At 61.9% G+C, this 18,528-nt stretch carries 17 protein-coding genes; all 17 read left to right on the top strand.

The genetic code is table 11. From position 1 onward, the window contains the following. Window positions 1-36 precede the first annotated feature (36 nt). The 17 genes from BLT89_RS04150 to BLT89_RS04070 all read left to right on the top strand — a co-directional run bounded on the left by BLT89_RS04150 (window position 37) and on the right by BLT89_RS04070 (window position 18,497). Window positions 37-1,104, top strand: coding sequence for a transporter substrate-binding domain-containing protein (locus BLT89_RS04150; protein ID WP_090193235.1), 1,068 nt, complete (start codon window positions 37-39; stop codon window positions 1,102-1,104). A 292-nt stretch (window positions 1,105-1,396) separates the two neighbouring features. Beyond that, entirely contained in the window at window positions 1,397-2,155 is a 759-nt protein-coding gene (locus BLT89_RS04145; protein ID WP_090193234.1) for a COG4705 family protein, read from the top strand. A 129-nt stretch (window positions 2,156-2,284) separates the two neighbouring features. After that, window positions 2,285-2,980, top strand: coding sequence for a tellurite resistance TerB family protein (locus BLT89_RS04140; RefSeq protein ID WP_090193233.1), 696 nt, complete (start codon window positions 2,285-2,287; stop codon window positions 2,978-2,980). Window positions 2,981-3,421: 441 nt separating this feature from the next. Further along, entirely contained in the window at window positions 3,422-4,489 is a 1,068-nt protein-coding gene (locus BLT89_RS04135) for an ABC transporter substrate-binding protein (RefSeq protein WP_090193232.1), read from the top strand. 206 nt (window positions 4,490-4,695) lie between these two features. Then, a complete protein-coding gene (locus BLT89_RS04130; RefSeq protein ID WP_090193231.1) occupies window positions 4,696-5,583 on the top strand; it encodes an ABC transporter permease in 888 nt (295 codons plus the stop codon). Then, window positions 5,576-6,664: a quaternary amine ABC transporter ATP-binding protein gene (locus tag BLT89_RS04125; RefSeq protein WP_197673535.1), complete on the top strand. Its 1,089-nt coding sequence runs from the start codon at window positions 5,576-5,578 to the stop codon at window positions 6,662-6,664. The genes BLT89_RS04130 and BLT89_RS04125 overlap by 8 nt, the downstream gene beginning before the upstream one ends. A 388-nt stretch (window positions 6,665-7,052) precedes the next feature. Continuing rightward, the gene (locus BLT89_RS04120) at window positions 7,053-8,015 is read left to right on the top strand and encodes a YbgA family protein (protein WP_090198695.1); all 963 of its coding nucleotides are present in this window, start codon (window positions 7,053-7,055) and stop codon (window positions 8,013-8,015) included. A 2-nt stretch (window positions 8,016-8,017) separates the two neighbouring features. Then, entirely contained in the window at window positions 8,018-8,959 is a 942-nt protein-coding gene (locus BLT89_RS04115) for a MerR family transcriptional regulator (protein WP_090193229.1), read from the top strand. Next, on the top strand, window positions 8,956-10,401 hold the full coding sequence (gene phrB, locus BLT89_RS04110; RefSeq protein ID WP_090193228.1) for a deoxyribodipyrimidine photo-lyase: 1,446 nt from the start codon (window positions 8,956-8,958) through the stop codon (window positions 10,399-10,401). Before BLT89_RS04115 ends, phrB begins: the two co-directional genes overlap by 4 nt. Beyond that, window positions 10,394-10,816 carry a nuclear transport factor 2 family protein gene (locus BLT89_RS04105; RefSeq protein ID WP_090193227.1) on the top strand — a complete coding sequence of 141 codons (423 nt, stop codon included), beginning with the start codon at window positions 10,394-10,396 and terminating at the stop codon, window positions 10,814-10,816. The genes phrB and BLT89_RS04105 overlap by 8 nt, the downstream gene beginning before the upstream one ends. Further along, entirely contained in the window at window positions 10,813-11,592 is a 780-nt protein-coding gene (locus BLT89_RS04100; RefSeq protein ID WP_090193226.1) for an SDR family NAD(P)-dependent oxidoreductase, read from the top strand. Before BLT89_RS04105 ends, BLT89_RS04100 begins: the two co-directional genes overlap by 4 nt. A gap of 79 nt (window positions 11,593-11,671) precedes the next feature. Beyond that, window positions 11,672-12,919 carry an NAD(P)/FAD-dependent oxidoreductase gene (locus tag BLT89_RS04095; protein ID WP_090193225.1) on the top strand — a complete coding sequence of 416 codons (1,248 nt, stop codon included), beginning with the start codon at window positions 11,672-11,674 and terminating at the stop codon, window positions 12,917-12,919. 11 nt (window positions 12,920-12,930) lie between these two features. Next, complete coding sequence (locus BLT89_RS04090) at window positions 12,931-13,731, top strand: DUF1365 domain-containing protein (RefSeq protein WP_090198692.1); 801 nt, start codon at window positions 12,931-12,933, stop codon at window positions 13,729-13,731. Next, window positions 13,718-14,986: an SAM-dependent methyltransferase gene (locus tag BLT89_RS04085; RefSeq protein WP_090193224.1), complete on the top strand. Its 1,269-nt coding sequence runs from the start codon at window positions 13,718-13,720 to the stop codon at window positions 14,984-14,986. The genes BLT89_RS04090 and BLT89_RS04085 overlap by 14 nt, the downstream gene beginning before the upstream one ends. A gap of 163 nt (window positions 14,987-15,149) precedes the next feature. Continuing rightward, window positions 15,150-15,653, top strand: a complete 504-nt coding sequence (locus BLT89_RS04080; protein WP_090193223.1) for a DUF2878 domain-containing protein — start codon at window positions 15,150-15,152, stop codon at window positions 15,651-15,653. 166 nt (window positions 15,654-15,819) lie between these two features. Further along, the gene (locus tag BLT89_RS04075) at window positions 15,820-17,250 is read left to right on the top strand and encodes a DUF1254 domain-containing protein (protein ID WP_090198689.1); all 1,431 of its coding nucleotides are present in this window, start codon (window positions 15,820-15,822) and stop codon (window positions 17,248-17,250) included. Window positions 17,251-17,396: 146 nt separating this feature from the next. Then, entirely contained in the window at window positions 17,397-18,497 is a 1,101-nt protein-coding gene (locus BLT89_RS04070) for a polyamine ABC transporter substrate-binding protein (RefSeq protein WP_090193222.1), read from the top strand. The last annotated feature ends 31 nt before the right edge of the window (window positions 18,498-18,528 follow it).

The following is an 18,528-nucleotide window of genomic DNA, read 5'->3' as shown; positions in this document are numbered from 1 at the left end:
TGTTACCCTGATGCCAGATAAACAGGGGAGTAATACATGCTGAGAGTTCTGATCTTTCTATGGCTGGCACTGCTGGGGCTGCATGCAACGGCTGCGCAGCCGGATGAACCGCTGTTGCGGGTAGGCATTACCGAAGTACCGCCCTTCGTCATCAAGGAGCCGGATGGCAGCTGGCGCGGTATCAGCATTGATTTATGGAACAGCATTGCCGACAAGGCCGGTTATCGCTTTGAACTGCTGCCCATGCCGTTTGATCGTTTGCTCCCCGGCCTTGAAGACGGCCAGCTGGATGTGGTGGTAGGCGCGTTGACCATGACCGCCGAACGCGAGGAGCGTTTCGACTTTACCCATCCGTTCTACCGTACCGGCCTGGCCATTGGTGTGCCGCGCAGCAGTGAGGGCGGCGGCTGGGGAGTCCTGAAAGGGCTGTTGTCCTGGCAATTCTTCACCCTGATTTTCGGCCTGGCGCTCTTGCTGATGCTGGTCGGCGCGGTGCTCTGGCTGTTCGAGCGTCACAGGAATCAGGAGCAGTTTGGCGGTTCGCCGGTGCAGGGACTGGGCTCAAGTTTCTGGTGGGCGGCAGTGACTATGACCACCGTTGGCTATGGCGATAAAGCGCCAGTCACCCTGGGCGGACGCCTGGTCGGCCTGGTGTGGATGTTCGCCGGTTTGATCATGGTGTCGACCTTTACTGCTGCTGTGGCCAGCATGTTGACCGTGGGTAACCTGCAAGGTGGCATTCAGGGCCCCGAGGACCTGCGCCGCGCCCATGTCGCCAGTGTCGACAAGACCTCCGGGTCGCTGTATCTGGAAAGCCAGCGTATACGCCACAGCAATTATCCCAACCTGATGGAAGCCATGCTTGCGGTACAACAGGGTGACGCTGAAGCGGTGGTTTATGACCTGCCGATCATGCAGTACCGCAACGGCGAGATGGGCGGTGGTGGTCTGCGTCTGTTGCCGGGTACCTTCGAGAACCAGTCCTACGCATTCGCGCTGGCCAATGGCAGCCCCTATCGCGAGCGGCTTAATCTCGAACTGCTGCGGGCGGTGAGCGGCGACGACTGGATCAAGGTGCAGCGGCTCTATCTGGGCGAGCCTTGAGCCGTTGAAACTAGCCGGTTTTCTGGTTTAAGGAACAGCTGCCAGAAAACCGGGTGGCGCTGACGATCTGGCAGCGGCCCCTGGCTTCAAGCATTGGTCCGGGTGCTGCGCCAGCTGCCATGCCATTGCGCAACCCGCAGCCAATGCGGTTTCCGACTGGCATTGCTAATCCGCGAACAGCCCACTGCTTCAGTAATCGCTGCTCACCATAAATTCATTTCTGCTTCACAGCGAATTGACGAGCGCCCTTGAACAATTGCCCCCGCTGCATCCACTCATTCAGGGGTAATACATGAACACAGAAGTAAAACAGGCCTTGAGCAAGGTTCCGGAAGTCACGCTGATCTTCTGGGTGATCAAGATATTCGCGACAACACTGGGCGAAACCGGCGGTGATGCGCTGTCCATGTCCATGGGACTGGGCTACCTGCTCAGCACCGCCATCTTCGGTGCCATATTCATGGTCGCCGTGAGCTTCCAGATGTATTCGAAGAAATTCCATCCGGTGACCTACTGGGCGACCATCATCGCCACCACCACGGTCGGCACTACCCTCGCCGACTATGCCGACCGCTCGCTGGGTATCGGTTATGCCGGCGGTTCGGCGCTGTTGCTGGGATTGCTGCTGAGCTCGCTGCTGGTCTGGAAGCAGACACTCGGCTCGGTCGCCGTGGACACGGTCAGTTCGCCCAAATCGGAAATCTTCTACTGGGTCACCATCATGTTCTCGCAAACCCTGGGCACCGCCCTCGGTGACTGGGTAGCCGATACCGAAGGCCTGGGCTATCTGGCCAGTGCGCTGATCTTCGGCGGGCTGCTGGCCGCCATTGCCGTGGCCTACTACCGGACAAAAATCTCCCGCACCGTGCTGTTCTGGGCGGCCTTCATTCTGACCCGGCCACTGGGCGCGGTAGTCGGCGACTTTCTCGACAAGCCCTACACTAGCGGCGGCCTGGAACTGAGCCGTTACTCGGCCTCGGCAGCGCTGATGCTGGTAATTGTCCTGATGATCTTTGCCTTCAACCATCGGCCGGCGGCGACAACCCACTGACCTTCGGACTAGCCATCACCTTGGCAGTGGGCAACATCCCGAAGCAATCCCGAACACCCTCGGCAGCAGCGGATATTTTACGATTGCAGCCCTACAGTCTCTATCCATCGACTCACTGGAGCGCCTGCAATGATTACCCGTGGCCTACTCGACCAGTTACTCAAATCCGGACAAAGCCTGCTGCAGGACAATGCTGCCAAACAGGCGGGCAATAATCCGGCCGGAGCAGCCGGCGGCCTCACCGACCTGCTCGGCGGTGCCGGCGGCAGCGCACTGGCTGCCGGCGCGCTGGGCTTGCTGCTGGGCAGCAACAAGACCGTACGCAAGGTCGGTGGCAACGCCCTGACTTATGGTGGTCTGGCAGCGCTCGGCGTGATGGCCTACAAAGCCTATGGCAACTGGCAGGCGCAGCAGGGCAGCACGCCGGCCAGCGAACCACAGACCCTCGACCGCCTGCCGGCCCCGCAGGCCGAGCAGCACAGCCAGGCGATTCTTCGTGCGCTGGTAGCGGCCGCCAAGGCCGATGGCCATATCGATGATCGCGAACGCCAGCTAATCGAGGGTGAGTTCAGCAAGCTGACCCAGGATCATGAAGTGCAGCAGTGGCTGGCGGCAGAGCTCAACAAGCCGCTGGATCCGGGCGAAGTGGCACGCGCCGCCAGCAGCCCGGAAATGGCCGCCGAGATGTATCTGGCCAGCCTGCTGATGGTCGACCAGCAGCACTTCATGGAACGTGCCTATCTGGATGAACTGGCGCGGCAGCTGCAACTGGCGCCCGCACTCAAGCAGGAACTGGAAGCTCAAGTACAGCGGTCAGTGGCCTGATGGTCTGCGCAGTCAGCGGCACGCTGACTGCGCGTATCGTGCACGCCGCCTGATGCAGGGCGTGCCGGAAGGGCTTCAGGCAATCCGGCACGGCCACGCCTATGGTTTCGCAAAGTCGCCTTGCAACCATCCAGGCCCAGCGCCGGCTGTGCGGAACCGGCCTGATCAGCCCATATACGGCTTACGCTAAAAACACTGAAAATATAGCGAACGCCTTCTAAAATACGGCTTTCAGCAGCTTCTTGCAGGCTGCAGCATTTGCGCAAAACGGCCTGTGACGTTAAGGTAACGTCCAGTTCAACCCAACGCCCTGTTGGTTGAGCGGCTGGTCAGTTAGCCTTGCAGCAGCGTTCGTTCTTATCTTCAGGTCCTTGGGTGTGCATGCAGCACCAGTGGCGCAACGCGTCGGTGGAACCCCCACTCGAACCCGGAGAAGACCCTATGAACCAGACGACAAAACTGTCTCTAGCCCTGCTCGCTTCCGCCCTCGCGCTCAGCGCCTGCGGCAAGCAAGAAGAAGCCCCGGCAGCCAGCGCAACAGCGCCTGCCGCAACAACGACTGCCGCAACGGCCCCTGCTGATAAAGCCTGCGGCAAGGTCACGGTGGCCAATATGAACTGGCAGTCCGCCGAACTGCTGGCCAATGTCGACAAATTCATCCTTGCCAATGGTTACGGCTGTGAAGTCGAACTGGTACCGGGTGACACCATGCCGACCCTGACTGCCATGATGGAAAAGGGCAAGCCGGATGTAGCACCCGAAGCCTGGATCAATGCCGTCCGCGAGCCGCTGGAAAAGGCAGTGAAAGATGGCCGCCTGCATTACGCCGCCGAAGCCCTCAGCGATGGTGGTGTTGAAGGGTGGTGGATACCCAAGTACGTGGCTGAAGCCAACCCGTCGATCAAGACCATCGATGATGCGCTCAAGCACCCGGAGCTGTTCCCCTCGGCCGAGCAGGAAGGCAAGGGCGTCGTGCATAACTGTCCGTCCGGCTGGAACTGCCAGCTGACCACCGGCAATGCGTTCAAGGCTTATGGCGCTGCCGATAAGGACTTCATCCTGCTCGATACCGGTTCGGCTGCCGGCCTGGATGGCTCGATCGCCAAGGCCTACGAGCGCAACGAAGGCTGGCTGGGCTATTACTGGGCACCGACGTCGATCCTCGGCAAGTACGACATGGTCAAGCTGGATGCCGGCGTGCCTTATAACAAGGAAGTCTGGCCCTGCAACACCAAGGCTGACTGTGCCGACCCGCAGAAGAGTGACTGGCCGCGTGCCGAAGTGTTCACCGTGGTTACCGACCGTTTTGCAAAAGCCGGCGGCCCTGCAGTGGACTACCTGAACAAGCGTGCCTGGAGCAACGCCACGGTTAACCAGCAGCTGGCATGGATGAGCGACAACCAAGCTACCGGCACTGATGCTGCACGCCACTTCCTCAAGTCCCAGCCGGAAATCTGGACGCCCTGGGTAGCTCCGGAAGTCGCCGAAAAGGTCAAGGCTGCACTTTGATCTTCTGCAGTTGATCCTGGCTATGTGCCGGTCTCCTGTCGGCTAAACACCCGGGTGCAGGGCGATCGTAGGGTGGGCTTCAGCCCACCGATACCTACGCGAGCCACAACGGTGGGCTAAAGCCCACCCCATCCGCCCACCACAGGTCTTGCCTGACACGTCACCGGCACATCACCTTTAGTTACTTCCTCAACCCAGGTTTTCTTATGTCTTGGCTAGATGATTTTCCCGCCATGGGCGTTGAACAACTCAGCGCCATGCGCCGCGCCGTAGACGGCGGCTTTCGCAACTTTACCCGCGAATACGGCGAAACAATCGAGCGCATGTTCGACCCCTTGCGCGACTTCCTGCTGTTTTCCGAACACCTGCTGACCCGCTCGCCCTGGCCACTGGTGCTGGGCGGTATCCTGATCGTTGCCTGGTTCGCCTCGCGCTCGTGGAAGATCGTGCTCGGCACCCTGATTACCCTGCTGCTGATCGGCTATTTCGGCATGTGGGACAACACTATGAAGACCATTTCGATGATCTTCGTCTGCACCGTGGTGGCCCTGGTGCTCGGACTACCGATCGGCATTGCCATGAGTCGCTGGGAGCGCCTGAACCGGCTGGTCAATCCGGCCCTCGACGTGATGCAGACCATGCCCAGTTTCGTCTATCTGATTCCGGTGGTGATGCTGCTCGGCATCGGCCGCGTGCCCGGCCTGATTGCCGTAGTGATCTACGCCATCCCGCCGGTAATCCGCTTCACCAACCTGGGCATCCGTCTGGTCGACAAGGACCTGCTGGAAGCCGCCGACGCCTTTGGCGCCTCGGGCTGGCAGAAGATGCATCAGGTGCAGCTGCCGCTGGCGCTGCCGACCATCATGGCCGGCGTCAACCAGACCATCATGTTGTCGCTGGCGATGGTGGTGATCGCTGCCATGATCGGCGTACAGGGTCTCGGCCAGCCGGTGCTCAAGGCGATTTCCAACCAGTATTTCACCATGGGCATGCTCAATGGCCTGGCCATTGTCGGCATCGCGATCATTTTCGACCGTGCCTCGCAGGCCTACGGCAAGCGCCTGCAACGGCATCTGGAGGTGGTTCATGGCTGATCCCACAGTGAACAGCAATACAGCAGCAACGAACCCGGCCAGTACCGGCATCTCGATCCGCAACCTGTACAAGATTTTCGGCCCGACACCGGAAAAGCTGCTTGAAGCGGTACAGGGCGGCATGAGCAAAGAGGAGCTGCGTGACGTCCACGGTCACGTGCTGGGTCTGCGCGATATCAATATAGACATGCCGGCGGGCGGCATCCAGGTGGTGATGGGCCTGTCCGGCTCGGGCAAGAGCACGCTGATCCGCCACATCAACCGCCTGATCGACCCTACGGCCGGTGAGGTGCTGGTCGATGTAGCCGGCCAGCAACAGGACGTGGTGCGCATGAGCAATCAGGAACTGCTGCGCTTCCGCCGCGAGCAGACCGCCATGGTGTTCCAGAAGTTCGCCCTGTTTCCGCACTTCACCGTGCTGGAAAACGCCGAATACGGCTTGCAGGTGCAGGGCATCGCGCAGAAAAAACGCCGTGAACGCTCGATGCAATGGATCGAACGGGTCGGCCTCAAGGGCTACGAGGACAACTATCCGAACCAGCTTTCCGGTGGCATGCAGCAACGCGTCGGCCTGGCCCGCGCGCTGAGCAATGACGCACCGATCCTGCTGATGGATGAAGCCTTCTCGGCCCTCGATCCGCTGATCCGCAGCGATATGCAGAGCGTACTGCTCGACCTGCAGCAGGAAATCGGCAAGACCATCGTGTTCATCACCCATGACCTCGACGAGGCGCTGCGTCTGGGTGATCGCATCGCCATCCTGCGTGACGGCGAGGTGGTACAGCAGGGCACCGGGCAGCAGATCGTGCTCAAGCCGGCGGATGACTACATTGAAAGCTTCGTGCGCGATGTCAATCGCGGACGGGTCATCCGCTGTCGCACCCTGCTCAACGAAGGTGCACCGATCCAGGGCCCGGTGCTGGATGCCGGCCTGGTCATCGAAGAGGCCGCACGCCTGCTCAGCTGCGAAGGGCTGGAAGCCGCCAACGTGGCCAACAGCAAGGGCAAGCACCTGGGCACCATCAGCATGTGCGACATCATTGCCGCCATGGTGCCGCCGGACACGACTGAACAGTCCTGAGCTGACCGGCAAACCGAGCCGCTGCCGCCCCAAGCGTCAGCGGCTTTTTTGTGGGTAACGAACACCAAGTCGCCAACTCGACTGCGCGAGCGACGGCCCCGGCGCGAGCCTTTGCCTGTTACCCGCCAGACACGCGCTTTCGCGGCGAGTCGCCGCCCCCACTACAACGCCCATCTCACCCGACACCCGCGCCGCAGACAGTCTGCGTAGGGTGGGCTTCAGCCCACCGTGTGCCGACGCAATTGCCGTGGTGGGCTGAAGCCCACCCCACATTTCGGCGCAATACTTAACCTTTCTTGTACAAGTAATTTGACATGTACAAGAAATCGCATAACATACACACCACTTGTACAAATATAACTATCTGTACAGTTTTGAGGTGTATGCCATGACCGACCAACCTGTTGCCCGTCCGAAGATCGCCATCAGCGCCTGCCTGCTCGGGCATGAGGTGCGCTACAACGGTGGTCACAAGGCCTCCAGCCTGTGCAAGGACGCGCTGGCCCGGCATTTCGACTACGTGCCGCTGTGCCCGGAAGTGGCCATCGGCCTGGGCACGCCGCGTGAGCCGATCCGTCTGGTCGGCGAGATAGCAGCGCCGCGCGCCGTGGGCACGGTCAACCGGCAGCTGGATGTCACCGAACCGCTGGCCGCCTATGGCCGCGAGATGGCCGCCAGCCAGCAGGATCTTTGCGGCTACATCTTCATGCAGCAGTCGCCCTCCTGTGGCGTCGAGCGGGTCAAGGTCTATCAGGACAATGGCAAACCGGCTGACAAAAGCGGTCGCGGCATCTACGCCAACGCCTTCTGCAGTGCCCGCCCCGACCTGCCGGTGGAGGAAGACGGCCGCCTCAACGACCCGGTACTCCGTGAGAACTTCATCACCCGCGTGTATGCCTATGCGCGCTGGCAGGGCCTGTTGCAGGCCGGGCTGACCCGTCACGCGATCATTGCCTTCCATTCCAGCTACAAGTACCAGCTGATGGCCAACCATCCCCAGCAGTACCGCGAACTGGGGCGCATGCTCGGCAGCATGGGCAAGCAGGATGCCAACGTCATTGGCCCGCAGTATTTCAGCCTGCTGATGGCAGCGCTGAAGAAGACCGCCACGCGGCGTACCCACAGCAACGTGCTCAAGCACATTTCCGGCTATCTGCGCCCGGCGCTGAGCCGTGACGAGCGCAGCGAGATGCAGCAGATCATCCACCAGTACCGCGAAGGCATCGTGCCGCTGGTGGTGCCGCTGACCCTGCTCAAGCACCACTTCCGCCGCAATCCGCAGCCCTACATTGCCCTGCAGGCCTACATGCAGCCGCACCCCGAAGATCTCAGCCTGCGCAATGCGCTCTGACCATGAATGAATTGCCCTCCACCGAACCCGCCAGTGACTACCTGCAGGCCCTGCAGGATGGCTGGCTGCCGATTCGTGACGTGGCGCGCCAGACCGGCGTTAATGCCGTGACCCTGCGCGCCTGGGAGCGCCGCTACGGGCTGCTCAAGCCGCAGCGCACACCCAAGGGCCATCGCCTGTATGACCAGAGCCATGTGGCGCGGATCCAACATATCCTTACCTGGCTGAATCGCGGTGTGGCCGTGGGCCAGGTCGGCCTGCTGCTGGAAAATCGCGACACGCCAGAGGTCAGCGAAGACGGCGTCTGGCACCAACAGCGCCAGCAACTGCAGCAGGCCCTGCTGCAGCTCAACCAGCCGCAGCTCGACGAAGCCTTCAACCGCATGCTGGCGCTGTATCCGCCGGTCACCCTGCTCGAACGCCTGCTGCTGCCGCTGCTGGAAAGTCTCGAACAACGCTGGCAAGGCCAGTTCGGCGGCCAGCTCGAGCGCGTGTTCCTGCACTCCTGGCTACACAGCAAGCTCAGTGCACGGGTCTATCACAGCAACCGCCAGCCCCATGGCCGCCGCCTTTTGCTGGTCAATCTCGGCGACAACCCGCTGGATCCCGGAATGTGGCTGACCGCCTGGCTGGCTTCCGGTAACCAGTTGCTGATCGATGTTTTCCAGTGGCCGGTGCCGCTGGCGGAACTGGGCCTGGCCCTGGACAGCATGCAACCGGCAGCCCTGCTGCTGTATGCCAGCCAGACGCTGGATGCCGACTGCCTGCAGCGCCATTTGCCGCGTCTGGCCAGCAGCAGCGGGGTGCCGCTGTTGCTGGTCGGCACGGCTGCCAGCCGGCATGTCGCTGAACTGGGCGATATCCCCGGCCTGAGTCTGGCCGTTACACCACTCGATGCCTTGAACGAGCTGCAGCGCATGCAGCGCCATGGAGAGCTGTCATGACCCAATTGCTCTGGCTACGCAGCGATCTGCGCTGCAGCGACAACACCGCGCTGGCTGCCGCCATGGCCGCCGGCCCGACTGTGGCGCTGTACATCATCACGCCCGGACAGTGGCTGGAACACGACGACGCACCGTGCAAGGTCGATTTCTGGCTGCGCAACCTGCACAGCCTGCAGCACAGTCTCGCCGCCCTGAATGTGCCGTTGCTGCTGCGCCAGTGCGATAACTGGCAGCAGGTGCCGGAGCTATTGCTGCAATTGAGCACAGAACTGCAGATCAGCGCGGTGCACAGCAATCAGGAATACGGCATCCACGAAACCCGCCGTGATCAGGCCAGCGCACAGTTGCTCGAACAACAGGGCATCGCCTGGCACAGCCATTTCGACCAGCTGCTGTTCAAGCCCGGCACGCTACTGACCCAGTCCGGCAACTACTTCCAGGTGTTCAGCCAGTTCCGCAAGGTCTGCCGGCAGCGCCTGCATCTGTCGCTGCCAGCCTGCCTGCCCTACCCGTCGGCCCAGGCACCACTGGCGCTGGCCAGCGACCGCCTACCCGACAGCGTGGCCGGATTCGCCACGCCGGATGAAGCCCTGCGCCGCCTCTGGCCAGCCGGTGAAGCCGAGGCGCAACGCCGCCTGCAGTGTTTTGCCGATGAGCAGATGCACGCCTATGAGCGCCAGCGCGATCTGCCTGCCGTGCCCGGCACCAGCCAACTCTCGGCCTATCTGGCCGCCGGGGTGATATCCGTACGCCAGTGCCTGCATGCGGCGCTGCAGGCCAATCGTGGCGAGTTCGACAGCGGCAACCCCGGGATTGTCTGCTGGATCAACGAACTGCTCTGGCGCGAGTTCTACAAGCATGTACTGGTGGGCTATCCACGGGTCTCGCGGCACCGCGCCTTCCGGGTGCAGACCGAAGCGCTGGGCTGGCGGGATGCGCCGGAAGAGTTGCTCGCCTGGCAGCAGGGCCGTACCGGCATTCCGCTGGTGGATGCGGCGATGCGTCAGCTGCACGCCACCGGCTGGATGCACAACCGCCTGCGCATGGTGGTAGCGATGTTCCTGACCAAGAACCTGCTGATCGACTGGCGTGAGGGTGAGCGCTATTTCATGCGTCAGCTGATCGACGGCGATCTGGCCGCCAACAACGGCGGCTGGCAGTGGAGCGCCTCCACCGGCACCGATGCGGTGCCCTACTTCCGCATCTTCAATCCGCTCAATCAGGCGCAGCGCTTCGATGCCGAAGGCCGCTTTATCCGTCACTGGCTGCCGGAACTGGCACACCTGAGCGACCGCGAACTGCACAACCCGCAAGCCGTTGACGACCTGTTCGAGCAGCGCGCTTACCCGGCACCGATGGTCGACCTGCGCGCCAGCCGCGAGCGCGCGCTGCAGGCCTTCAAGCAACTACCCAGGCTCACTCAGGAGTTCCCGCATGTCTGATTTTCTGCACCGCTTCGCGCGTACCTTCAGCGAGCTCAACGCCGGCAACCTGCAGCGCCTGAATGAGCTGTACAGCGAAGACATCCGCTTCTGCGATCCGCTGCACGAAGTGCGCGGCCTGAGCAATGTGCGGCGTTACTTCGAAGAGTTGTACGGCAACGTCAGCGATCTGCGTTTCGATTTCTACGGCTTTGATCAGGTGCGCGAAGGCGAAGGCTACCTGCGCTGGACCATGAGCTACCGCCATCCGCGCCTCAAGCGCGGCGGACTGATTCGCGTCGAAGGCTGCAGCCATCTGCTGTGGAACGCCAAGGTGCATCAGCACCGCGATTACTTCGACGCCGGCGCCCTGCTTTACGAAAACCTGCCACTGATGGGCACGGCCATTCGCTGGCTGAAGGGGAGACTGGCATGAAGCACCGCAGCAGACGCATCTGGCTCACCGGCGCCAGCAGTGGCATCGGCCACGCACTGGCCATCGAACTGTTGCAGCAGGGCCATCGTCTGGCGCTGTCGGCACGCAGCAAGGCGCCGTTGCAGGCGCTGGCCCAACGTTTCCCCCATCAGGTGCTGGTAGTCAGCGGCGACCTTACCGAGGCTGAACAGGTCACGCAGATCGGCAATCGCATCCTGCGCGAATGGGGCGCACTGGACTGCGCCATCCTGAATGCCGGCAACTGCGAATATGTCGAGGCCAGCCAGTTCGAGGCGGCGATGATCGAGCGCGTACTGCGCGCCAACCTGCTGTCGGCAGCCTACTGCATCGAAGCCGCGCTGCCGCTGCTGCGTCGCGGTGACGAAGCGCAGCTGGTGGCAGTCGGCAGCTCGGTGACCTACGCGCCCCTGTCGCGGGCCGAAGCCTACGGCGCGTCCAAGGCCGGGCTGCGCTACCTGATGGAAACCCTGCGTATCGATCTGGCCGCCGAGGCCATCAGCGTCACCCTGGTCAGCCCGGGTTTTGTCGATACACCGCTGACGCAGAAGAACGATTTCCCCATGCCGCTGCGCTGGTCGGCGCAGCGCGCGGCACAACGGATTGCCCGCCGCCTGCCGGCCCGGCCTTACGAGATTGCCTTCCCGTTGCCATTCATGCTCGTGCTGCGCCTGCTCGGCGCCCTGCCGGTCGGGCTGCAACTGGCCATCGGCAAACGCCTGACACGCCCGGCGGCTCTGGAGGAGGCACAGTCATGAGCGCGTATTTGTCAGTGATCCGTTTCGCGGGCAAGCCCGCTCCTACGAAAAGCATGAACGCTGCCAACAGGACAACAGCATGAAGATCGCCATTATCGGCAGCGGCATCGCCGGCCTGACCAGTGCCTACCTGCTCAACCGCAGCCACGACATCACGCTTTTCGAGGCCGAAGACTGGGTGGGCGGGCATACGCATACCGTACCGGTCAGCGTCGAGGGAAAGCAGTACGCCATCGACACCGGCTTCATCGTGTTCAACGACTGGACCTACCCCAACTTCATCAAGCTGATGGACCAGCTCGGCGTGGCCTCGCAACCGACCGAGATGAGCTTTTCGGTGAGCGATCCGCACAGCGGCGTGGAGTACAACGGCAACAACCTCAACAGCCTGTTCGCCCAGCGTCGCAACCTGCTGTCACCGCGCTTCTGGGGCATGTTGCGTGACATCCTGCGCTTCAACAAGCAGGTGCAGAAAGACCTGCTTGGCGGTCAGATCGACAGCGAGATCACTCTCGGTGACTACCTGCAGCAACAGGGTTATGGCCAGCGTTTCATCGAGCACTACATTGTGCCGATGGGCGCGGCCATCTGGTCGATGTCTCTGGCCGATATGCTCGGTTTCCCGCTGCAGTTCTTCGTGCGCTTCTTCCGCAACCACGGCCTGCTGTCGGTCACCAACCGCCCGCAATGGCGGGTGATCCAGGGCGGCTCCAGTGCCTATATAGAACCGCTGACCGCCAGCTTTGCCGGGTGCATCCGCCGCAACTGCCCGGTGCAGCGCGTGGAACGTCAGGCAGATGGCGTAACGGTGATCAGCGCAGCCGGTAGCGAACAGTTCGACGAGGTGGTGTTTGCCTGTCACAGCGACCAGGCGCTGCGCCTGCTGGCCGCACCGAGCCTGCGCGAGCGCGAGATTCTTGGTGCCCTGCGCTATGCCGACAATGACGTGGTGCTGCACACCGACACACGCCTGCTGCCCAGCCGCAAACTGGCCTGGGCCAGCTGGAACTACCGCCTCGGCGGGCCGGTGCAGAACCCCGCAGCACTGACCTACAACATGAACATCCTGCAGGGCATCGAGGCGCCGCAAACCTTCTGCGTCAGCCTGAACCAGACCGCCGCCATCGACCCGGCCAGGATTCTCGCGCGCTACACCTATGCCCACCCGCAATACAGTCTGGCCGCCACCGCCGCACAACAGCGCTGGAACGAAATCAGCGGCCTGCAGCACACGCATTTCTGCGGCGCCTACTGGGCCAGCGGTTTCCACGAAGACGGCGTGGTCAGCGCCCTGCGCGTGGCTGAAAGCTTCGGAGAGCAGCTATGAACCAGGCCATCGTGCATAGCGCGCTGTACAGCGGCAACATCGGCCACCGCCGCTTTGCCCCGCGCGTGCACAATTTCAGCTACCGCATCGGCATGCTTTACCTCGATCTGGATGAGCAGGAGGCAGTGCTGGCACTGTCGCCGCTGGCCGGGCGCGGACGTTTTGCCGCCTTCGGCTTTCGCGAGAGCGACTACCTGCCGCAATTCACCGGCAAAGGCATGCCCCTGCGGGAGGCGGTGCTGCAGCGGGTCGCTGAAGCGCTGGGCCGACGCATCAACGGGCCGGTGCGCCTGCTCACCCAGCCGCGCAGCTGGGGCCTGGCGTTCAACCCGGCGAGCTTCTTCTATTGCTTCGACGACAACGAACAGCTGCAGGCGATTCTCTGCGAAGTCAGCAACACACCGTGGGGCGAGCGCTATCACTACGTGATGGCCACCAGCGGCAGCGGTCACCAGCAGGTCGCCGTGGTCAAGGGGCTGCATGTTTCGCCGTTCCTGCCGCGCGACCTGGAACACCACATGAACTTCAGCCAGCCGCAGCAGCGCCTGGGCATTCACATGGAAGACTGGCAGGGCCCGCTACGCCTGTTCGACGCCAGTCTCAGCCTGCAGCGCCAGCCGCTGACGCGCGCCAGCCTGCACCGGCATCTGCTGGCCTTCCCGTGGATGACCGCCAAGACCGTTGTATCCATCTACTGGCAGGCCCTGCGCCTGCTGCTCAAACGCATCCCGCTGTTCAGCCATCAGCCCGCCAGTGGTGAATACCGCGTGGCCACCGCCGTCACTCAGGAGCCTGCCCATGAAAAGCGCTAGCCTTCCCGCCAAATATTCCCTGCTCAGCCACACCGGTCTGGCTGCTGGCCTGCTGCGCCGCAGCGTCCTGCGCCAGTTGCAACAGCTGCGTCACGGTCACCTGCGCATTTACGAAAACGCTGAACTGCTGGAATACGGCGACACCAGCAGCGAACTCAAGGGCGAGATCGAGGTACTGGATACAGCCTTCTGGGGCATGGTTGCCGGCAACGGTTCGATCGGCGCCGGTGAAGCCTATATCCACGGTTACTGGCGCAGCGCCGACCTGACTGCCGTGGTGCGCGTGTTCGTCAGCAACCTGGACGTGCTCGACAGTCTCGAAGGCGGCCTGGCCCTGTTCGCCAGACCGGCGATGAAGGCCCTGCACTGGATCAATCGCAACACCCGCCACGGCTCGCAGAAGAACATCTCCGCCCACTACGACCTGGGCAACCCGTTGTTCGAGCAGTTCCTCGACCCGACCATGATGTATTCGGCGGCGATGTTCCTGAGTGCCGATGACAGCCTGGAGCAGGCGCAGCTGAACAAGCTCGAACGCATCTGCCAGAAGCTCGACCTGCAACCGGGCGATCACCTGCTGGAAATCGGCACCGGCTGGGGTGCCATGGCGCTGTACGCCGCCAGCCATTACGGCTGCCGGGTGACCACCACCACGCTGTCGCGCGAGCAATATGCCTATACCGAGCAACGCATCAGGGCCCAGGGCCTGCAGGATCGCGTCACCCTGCTGCTCTCGGACTACCGCGATCTCGAAGGCCAGTACGACAAGCTGGTATCGATCGAGATGATCGAGGCGGTCGGCCATGACTTCCTGGCGACCTACTTCAAACAGTGCGCGCACCTGCTCAAGCCGGACGGCCTGATGCTGCTGCAGGCGATCACCATCCGCGACCAGCGCTACCGCCAGGCGCAGCACTCGGTGGACTTCATCCAGCGCTACATCTTCCCCGGCGGCGCACTGCCTTCGGTGAACCGCATGCTCGAGGTGATCTCGACCGATACCGACATGAACCTGCATCACATGGAAGATTTCGGCCTGCACTACGCGCGCACCCTGAAACTCTGGCACAGCAACTTCAAACGGGCGCACACGCCGCTGCAACAGCTGGGCTATGACAACTACTTCATGCGCCTGTGGGAGTTCTACCTGTGTTACTGCGAGGGCGGTTTCCTCGAACGCAGCATCGGCTGCGCGCAGTTAGTGCTGGCCAAGCCACAGTCGCGTCCGGCACCCTTGCTGGGCAGCTTCAACTGAAGATCGAACCATCAGGGTGTGTGTAGGGTGGGCTTCAGCCCACCGATACCGTATCCGGCTGCTCAATGGTGGGCTGAAGCCCACCCTACGGTTAACACACCTGCATGGATAGTTCAGGCAACATGAAACGACACCCACAATTAGCCCTCCACGGAAGCCATCCATGAACAAACTGCTGGTCAATGCCCTGCTGTTCCAGGCCGGCTGGTTTGCCTGCGTATTCGGCGCCGGGCAGCCGTGGTTGCTGCTGGTGCCGCTGGCGGCGCTGCTGGTGCATTTCCTCTGGACCAGCAGCTGGGCCGCCGAAGGCCGGCTGGTGATCAGCGTGATGTTGCTCGGCAGCGTGCTGGACACCTTCCTGCTGAATATCGGTGTGCTGGATTTCGGCAGCGACAGCCGCCTGCTGCCGGCCTGGCTGGCGTTGCTGTGGGCCATGCTCGGCACCACGCTGGACCACAGCCTGCGCTGGAGTGCCAGCCCCTGGTGGCGCGCCAGTCTGCTCGGCGCGGTGGGCGGCAGCCTGTCCTACCTGGCGGGCAGCAAGATTGCCGGCGTGCAATTTCCCCAGGGTGAAACCATCACGCTGATCCTGCTGGCGCTGATCTGGGCGGGCGTGCTGCCGCTGCTGCACGCCTTCGCCCGGATGTACCGGGAAAAGCTGCGCTGAGCCGGGAGCAATCCAGCCAGCGGCACTTTGCCGTCAGTACCCGGCTATCCGCTGCTCTTTAGCCGACAACATTCATCCGGGTGATTTTTCTCTATCGGCTGGCAGTGCCGACCCGCATGAAATAGGCTGCCCCGACCGCATTCATGCTCTGTTGGGAAATCTGCCGATGACTTCACCTCTCGCACGCGTTAGCGCAATCGCACTGTTGCTGGGCATCATAATGCTGGCTGGCTGCGATGATCAGCCCAATCGCGCAGGACTCATGGAAACCAGGGCGATTGCCGAAGAAGGCCTGATCTACGGCCTGCCGATTGTGATCAATACCGCCGTCACCGCCGGTGCCATCGGCGATCCCGCGTCACCCACCTATCGCGGGCCGTTCAATCATCTGGTCAACGTGCAGAAAGTCCTGACCTGGGAAGACCGCACCATCGTCACGCCCAACAGCGACACGCCCTACTCCACCGCCTGGCTGGACCTGCGCGCCGAACCCATAGTGCTGACGGTGCCACCGGTGCCTGAGAACCGCTACTTCTCGGTCCAGCTGATCGATGCCAGCACCAACAACTACGGTATCTTCGGCAGCCGCACCACCGGCAATGGCGGCGGCCACTACCTGGTGGTCGGTCCGGACTGGCAGGGCGAGATCCCGGCCGGGATCGACAAGCTGTTCCGCAGCGGCAGCCAGTATTCCTTTGCGCTGTTCCGCACCCAGCTGTTCAACCCGGCGGATATGCCCAAGGTTGCCGCGGTGCAGGCCGGCTACAAGGTCGAACCGCTCTCGGCCTTTTTGCAGCAGCCGGCCCCGCCGGCAGCGCCCATAATCAACTTCCCGCTGCACGAGCGCGAGCAGGTGAAGAAGCTCTTCTTCGAGTATCTGGATTTCTCCCTGCCGTACATTCCGGCAACCGCGCAGGAAAAAGACATTCGCGCCAAGCTGGCGCGCATCGGCGTCGGCCCGGACAAGCAATTCGAGTACAAGGATCTGCCCTGGTTGCACAAGCTGGCGGTGCTGTGGGGCATGATGAACGGCAGGGATCGACTGGAGGCTGCCATCAACAGCAACAAGAACCTGATCAATGGCTGGACCATCGGCACGCTGACCGGTGGCAGTGCCGAGCAATACAACGGCAACTGGCTGGTCCGCGCGATGGTCGCCAAGGTCGGCCTGTATGCCCTGGACTCGCTGGAAGCCACCTACCCGGTTACCCGTGCCCTGAACGACGGCACGCCGCTGGATACCGGCAAGCATGACTACAGCCTGACCTTTCAGGCCGGTGAGCTGCCGCCGGTGAACGCCTTCTGGTCGGTGACCCTGTATGACGCGCAGTCGCAATATCTGGTGAAGAACCCGATCAACCGCTACCTGATCAACTCGCCGATGCTGCCGGAACTGCAGAAAAATGCCGATGGCTCGATCACCCTGTATATCCAGAAAGACTCGCCCGGCGCCGAACGCGAAAGCAACTGGCTGCCCGGAACGGATGGCGAAATCTATCTGGTGCTGCGTCTGTACTGGCCGAAAACCCAGCCGCCTTCGATTTTGCCCGCCGGCTCCGGCAGCTGGCAGCCTCCGGCCCTCAAATTGCAGCGCTAATGCCGTATTTAGCGGCTATTCTGTAGCAGCAACATCGTCTTGCAGACTTGCATTTGTAAAGTAAATGCAACAGTATCGAGTGGCATTTTGAACAGGGCAGCCCATTCACTGCCCGATATTGCTGATCAATAAAAAAGGGAAAACCTATGCCCAGCCTATTTAGCAAATCGCTTGTCAGTCTGACCCTGGCCAGTCTCTTCTGCGCCGCGAGCGTTCAGGCTGACCAGACCGTGCGTATCTACAACTGGTCCGACTACATCGCTGAAGACACCATCCCCAACTTCACCAAAGAAACCAAGATCAAGGTGGTCTACGACGTCTTCGACAGCAACGAGACCCTGGAAGCCAAGCTGCTCTCCGGCAACTCCGGCTACGACATCGTGGTACCCACCGCACACTTCCTGTCCAAGCAGATCAAGGCCGGCGCCTTCCAGAAGCTCGACAAGTCCAAGCTGCCCAATCTGGTGCACCTTGACCCGACGCTGATGAAGCAGTTGCAGAAAGCCGACCCGGGCAACGACTACGCCATCCCCTACCTGTGGGGCACCAACGGCATCGGCTACAACGAGAAGAAGGTCAAGGAAATCCTCGGCGATGATGCCCCGGTCAATTCCTGGGACCTGGTTTTCGATCCCAAGTACGCCTCCAAGCTGAGCAAGTGCGGGATTGCCTACCTCGACTCGGCCGACGAAATCATGCCGATCGTGCTCAACTACATCGGCCTGCCACACGACAGCACCAACACGGCTGACTACAAGAAAGCCGCAGCCAAGCTGATGGAAGTCCGTCCGTATATCACCTACTTCCACTCCTCCAAGTACATCGGCGACCTGGCCAACGGCAACATCTGTGTGGCCATCGGCTACTCGGGTGACGTGATGCAGGCAGCGGCCCGTGCCGAAGAAGCGAAGAACGGTCAGGTCATCAAGTACAGCATTCCCAAGGAAGGCTCGGTACTCTGGTTCGACATGATGGGTATCCCGGTTGATGCCCGCAGCCCGGAAAACGCGCTGACCTTCATGAACTACATCCTCGAGCCGAAAGTCATCGCGCCGATCAGCGACTACGTGGCCTACGCCAACCCGAACAAGGACGCCACCGCTTTGGTTGATCCTGAAATCACCGGCGACCCGAGCATCTACCCTGACGAAGCAACCATGCAGCGTCTGTGGGTCGATGATGTCCTGCCAAACAAGGTCATGCGTGCCATGACCCGCGCCTGGAGCAGCGTCAAGACCGGCCAGTAATTACGCCTGCAACAAAAAAAGGCCAGCGCTT

Origin of the sequence: Pseudomonas pohangensis, from assembly GCF_900105995.1 — a bacterium.
Classification (GTDB): Bacteria; Pseudomonadota; Gammaproteobacteria; order Pseudomonadales; family Pseudomonadaceae; genus Aquipseudomonas; species Aquipseudomonas pohangensis.
This window is presented reverse-complemented; position numbering and strand designations above follow the sequence as displayed.

Excerpts from the sequence above, each read along its gene's own strand:
- BLT89_RS04150 (WP_090193235.1), top strand. The coding sequence starts at position 37 with ATGCTGAGAGTTCTGATCTTTCTATGGCTGGCACTGCTGGGGCTGCAT.
- BLT89_RS04145 (WP_090193234.1), top strand. The coding sequence starts at position 1,397 with ATGAACACAGAAGTAAAACAGGCCTTGAGCAAGGTTCCGGAAGTCACG.
- BLT89_RS04140 (WP_090193233.1), top strand. The coding sequence starts at position 2,285 with ATGATTACCCGTGGCCTACTCGACCAGTTACTCAAATCCGGACAAAGC.
- BLT89_RS04135 (WP_090193232.1), top strand. The coding sequence starts at position 3,422 with ATGAACCAGACGACAAAACTGTCTCTAGCCCTGCTCGCTTCCGCCCTC.
- BLT89_RS04130 (WP_090193231.1), top strand. The coding sequence starts at position 4,696 with ATGTCTTGGCTAGATGATTTTCCCGCCATGGGCGTTGAACAACTCAGC.
- BLT89_RS04125 (WP_197673535.1), top strand. The coding sequence starts at position 5,576 with ATGGCTGATCCCACAGTGAACAGCAATACAGCAGCAACGAACCCGGCC.
- BLT89_RS04120 (WP_090198695.1), top strand. The coding sequence starts at position 7,053 with ATGACCGACCAACCTGTTGCCCGTCCGAAGATCGCCATCAGCGCCTGC.
- BLT89_RS04115 (WP_090193229.1), top strand. The coding sequence starts at position 8,018 with ATGAATGAATTGCCCTCCACCGAACCCGCCAGTGACTACCTGCAGGCC.
- phrB (WP_090193228.1), top strand. The coding sequence starts at position 8,956 with ATGACCCAATTGCTCTGGCTACGCAGCGATCTGCGCTGCAGCGACAAC.
- BLT89_RS04105 (WP_090193227.1), top strand. The coding sequence starts at position 10,394 with ATGTCTGATTTTCTGCACCGCTTCGCGCGTACCTTCAGCGAGCTCAAC.
- BLT89_RS04100 (WP_090193226.1), top strand. The coding sequence starts at position 10,813 with ATGAAGCACCGCAGCAGACGCATCTGGCTCACCGGCGCCAGCAGTGGC.
- BLT89_RS04095 (WP_090193225.1), top strand. The coding sequence starts at position 11,672 with ATGAAGATCGCCATTATCGGCAGCGGCATCGCCGGCCTGACCAGTGCC.
- BLT89_RS04085 (WP_090193224.1), top strand. The coding sequence starts at position 13,718 with ATGAAAAGCGCTAGCCTTCCCGCCAAATATTCCCTGCTCAGCCACACC.
- BLT89_RS04080 (WP_090193223.1), top strand. The coding sequence starts at position 15,150 with ATGAACAAACTGCTGGTCAATGCCCTGCTGTTCCAGGCCGGCTGGTTT.
- BLT89_RS04075 (WP_090198689.1), top strand. The coding sequence starts at position 15,820 with ATGACTTCACCTCTCGCACGCGTTAGCGCAATCGCACTGTTGCTGGGC.
- BLT89_RS04070 (WP_090193222.1), top strand. The coding sequence starts at position 17,397 with ATGCCCAGCCTATTTAGCAAATCGCTTGTCAGTCTGACCCTGGCCAGT.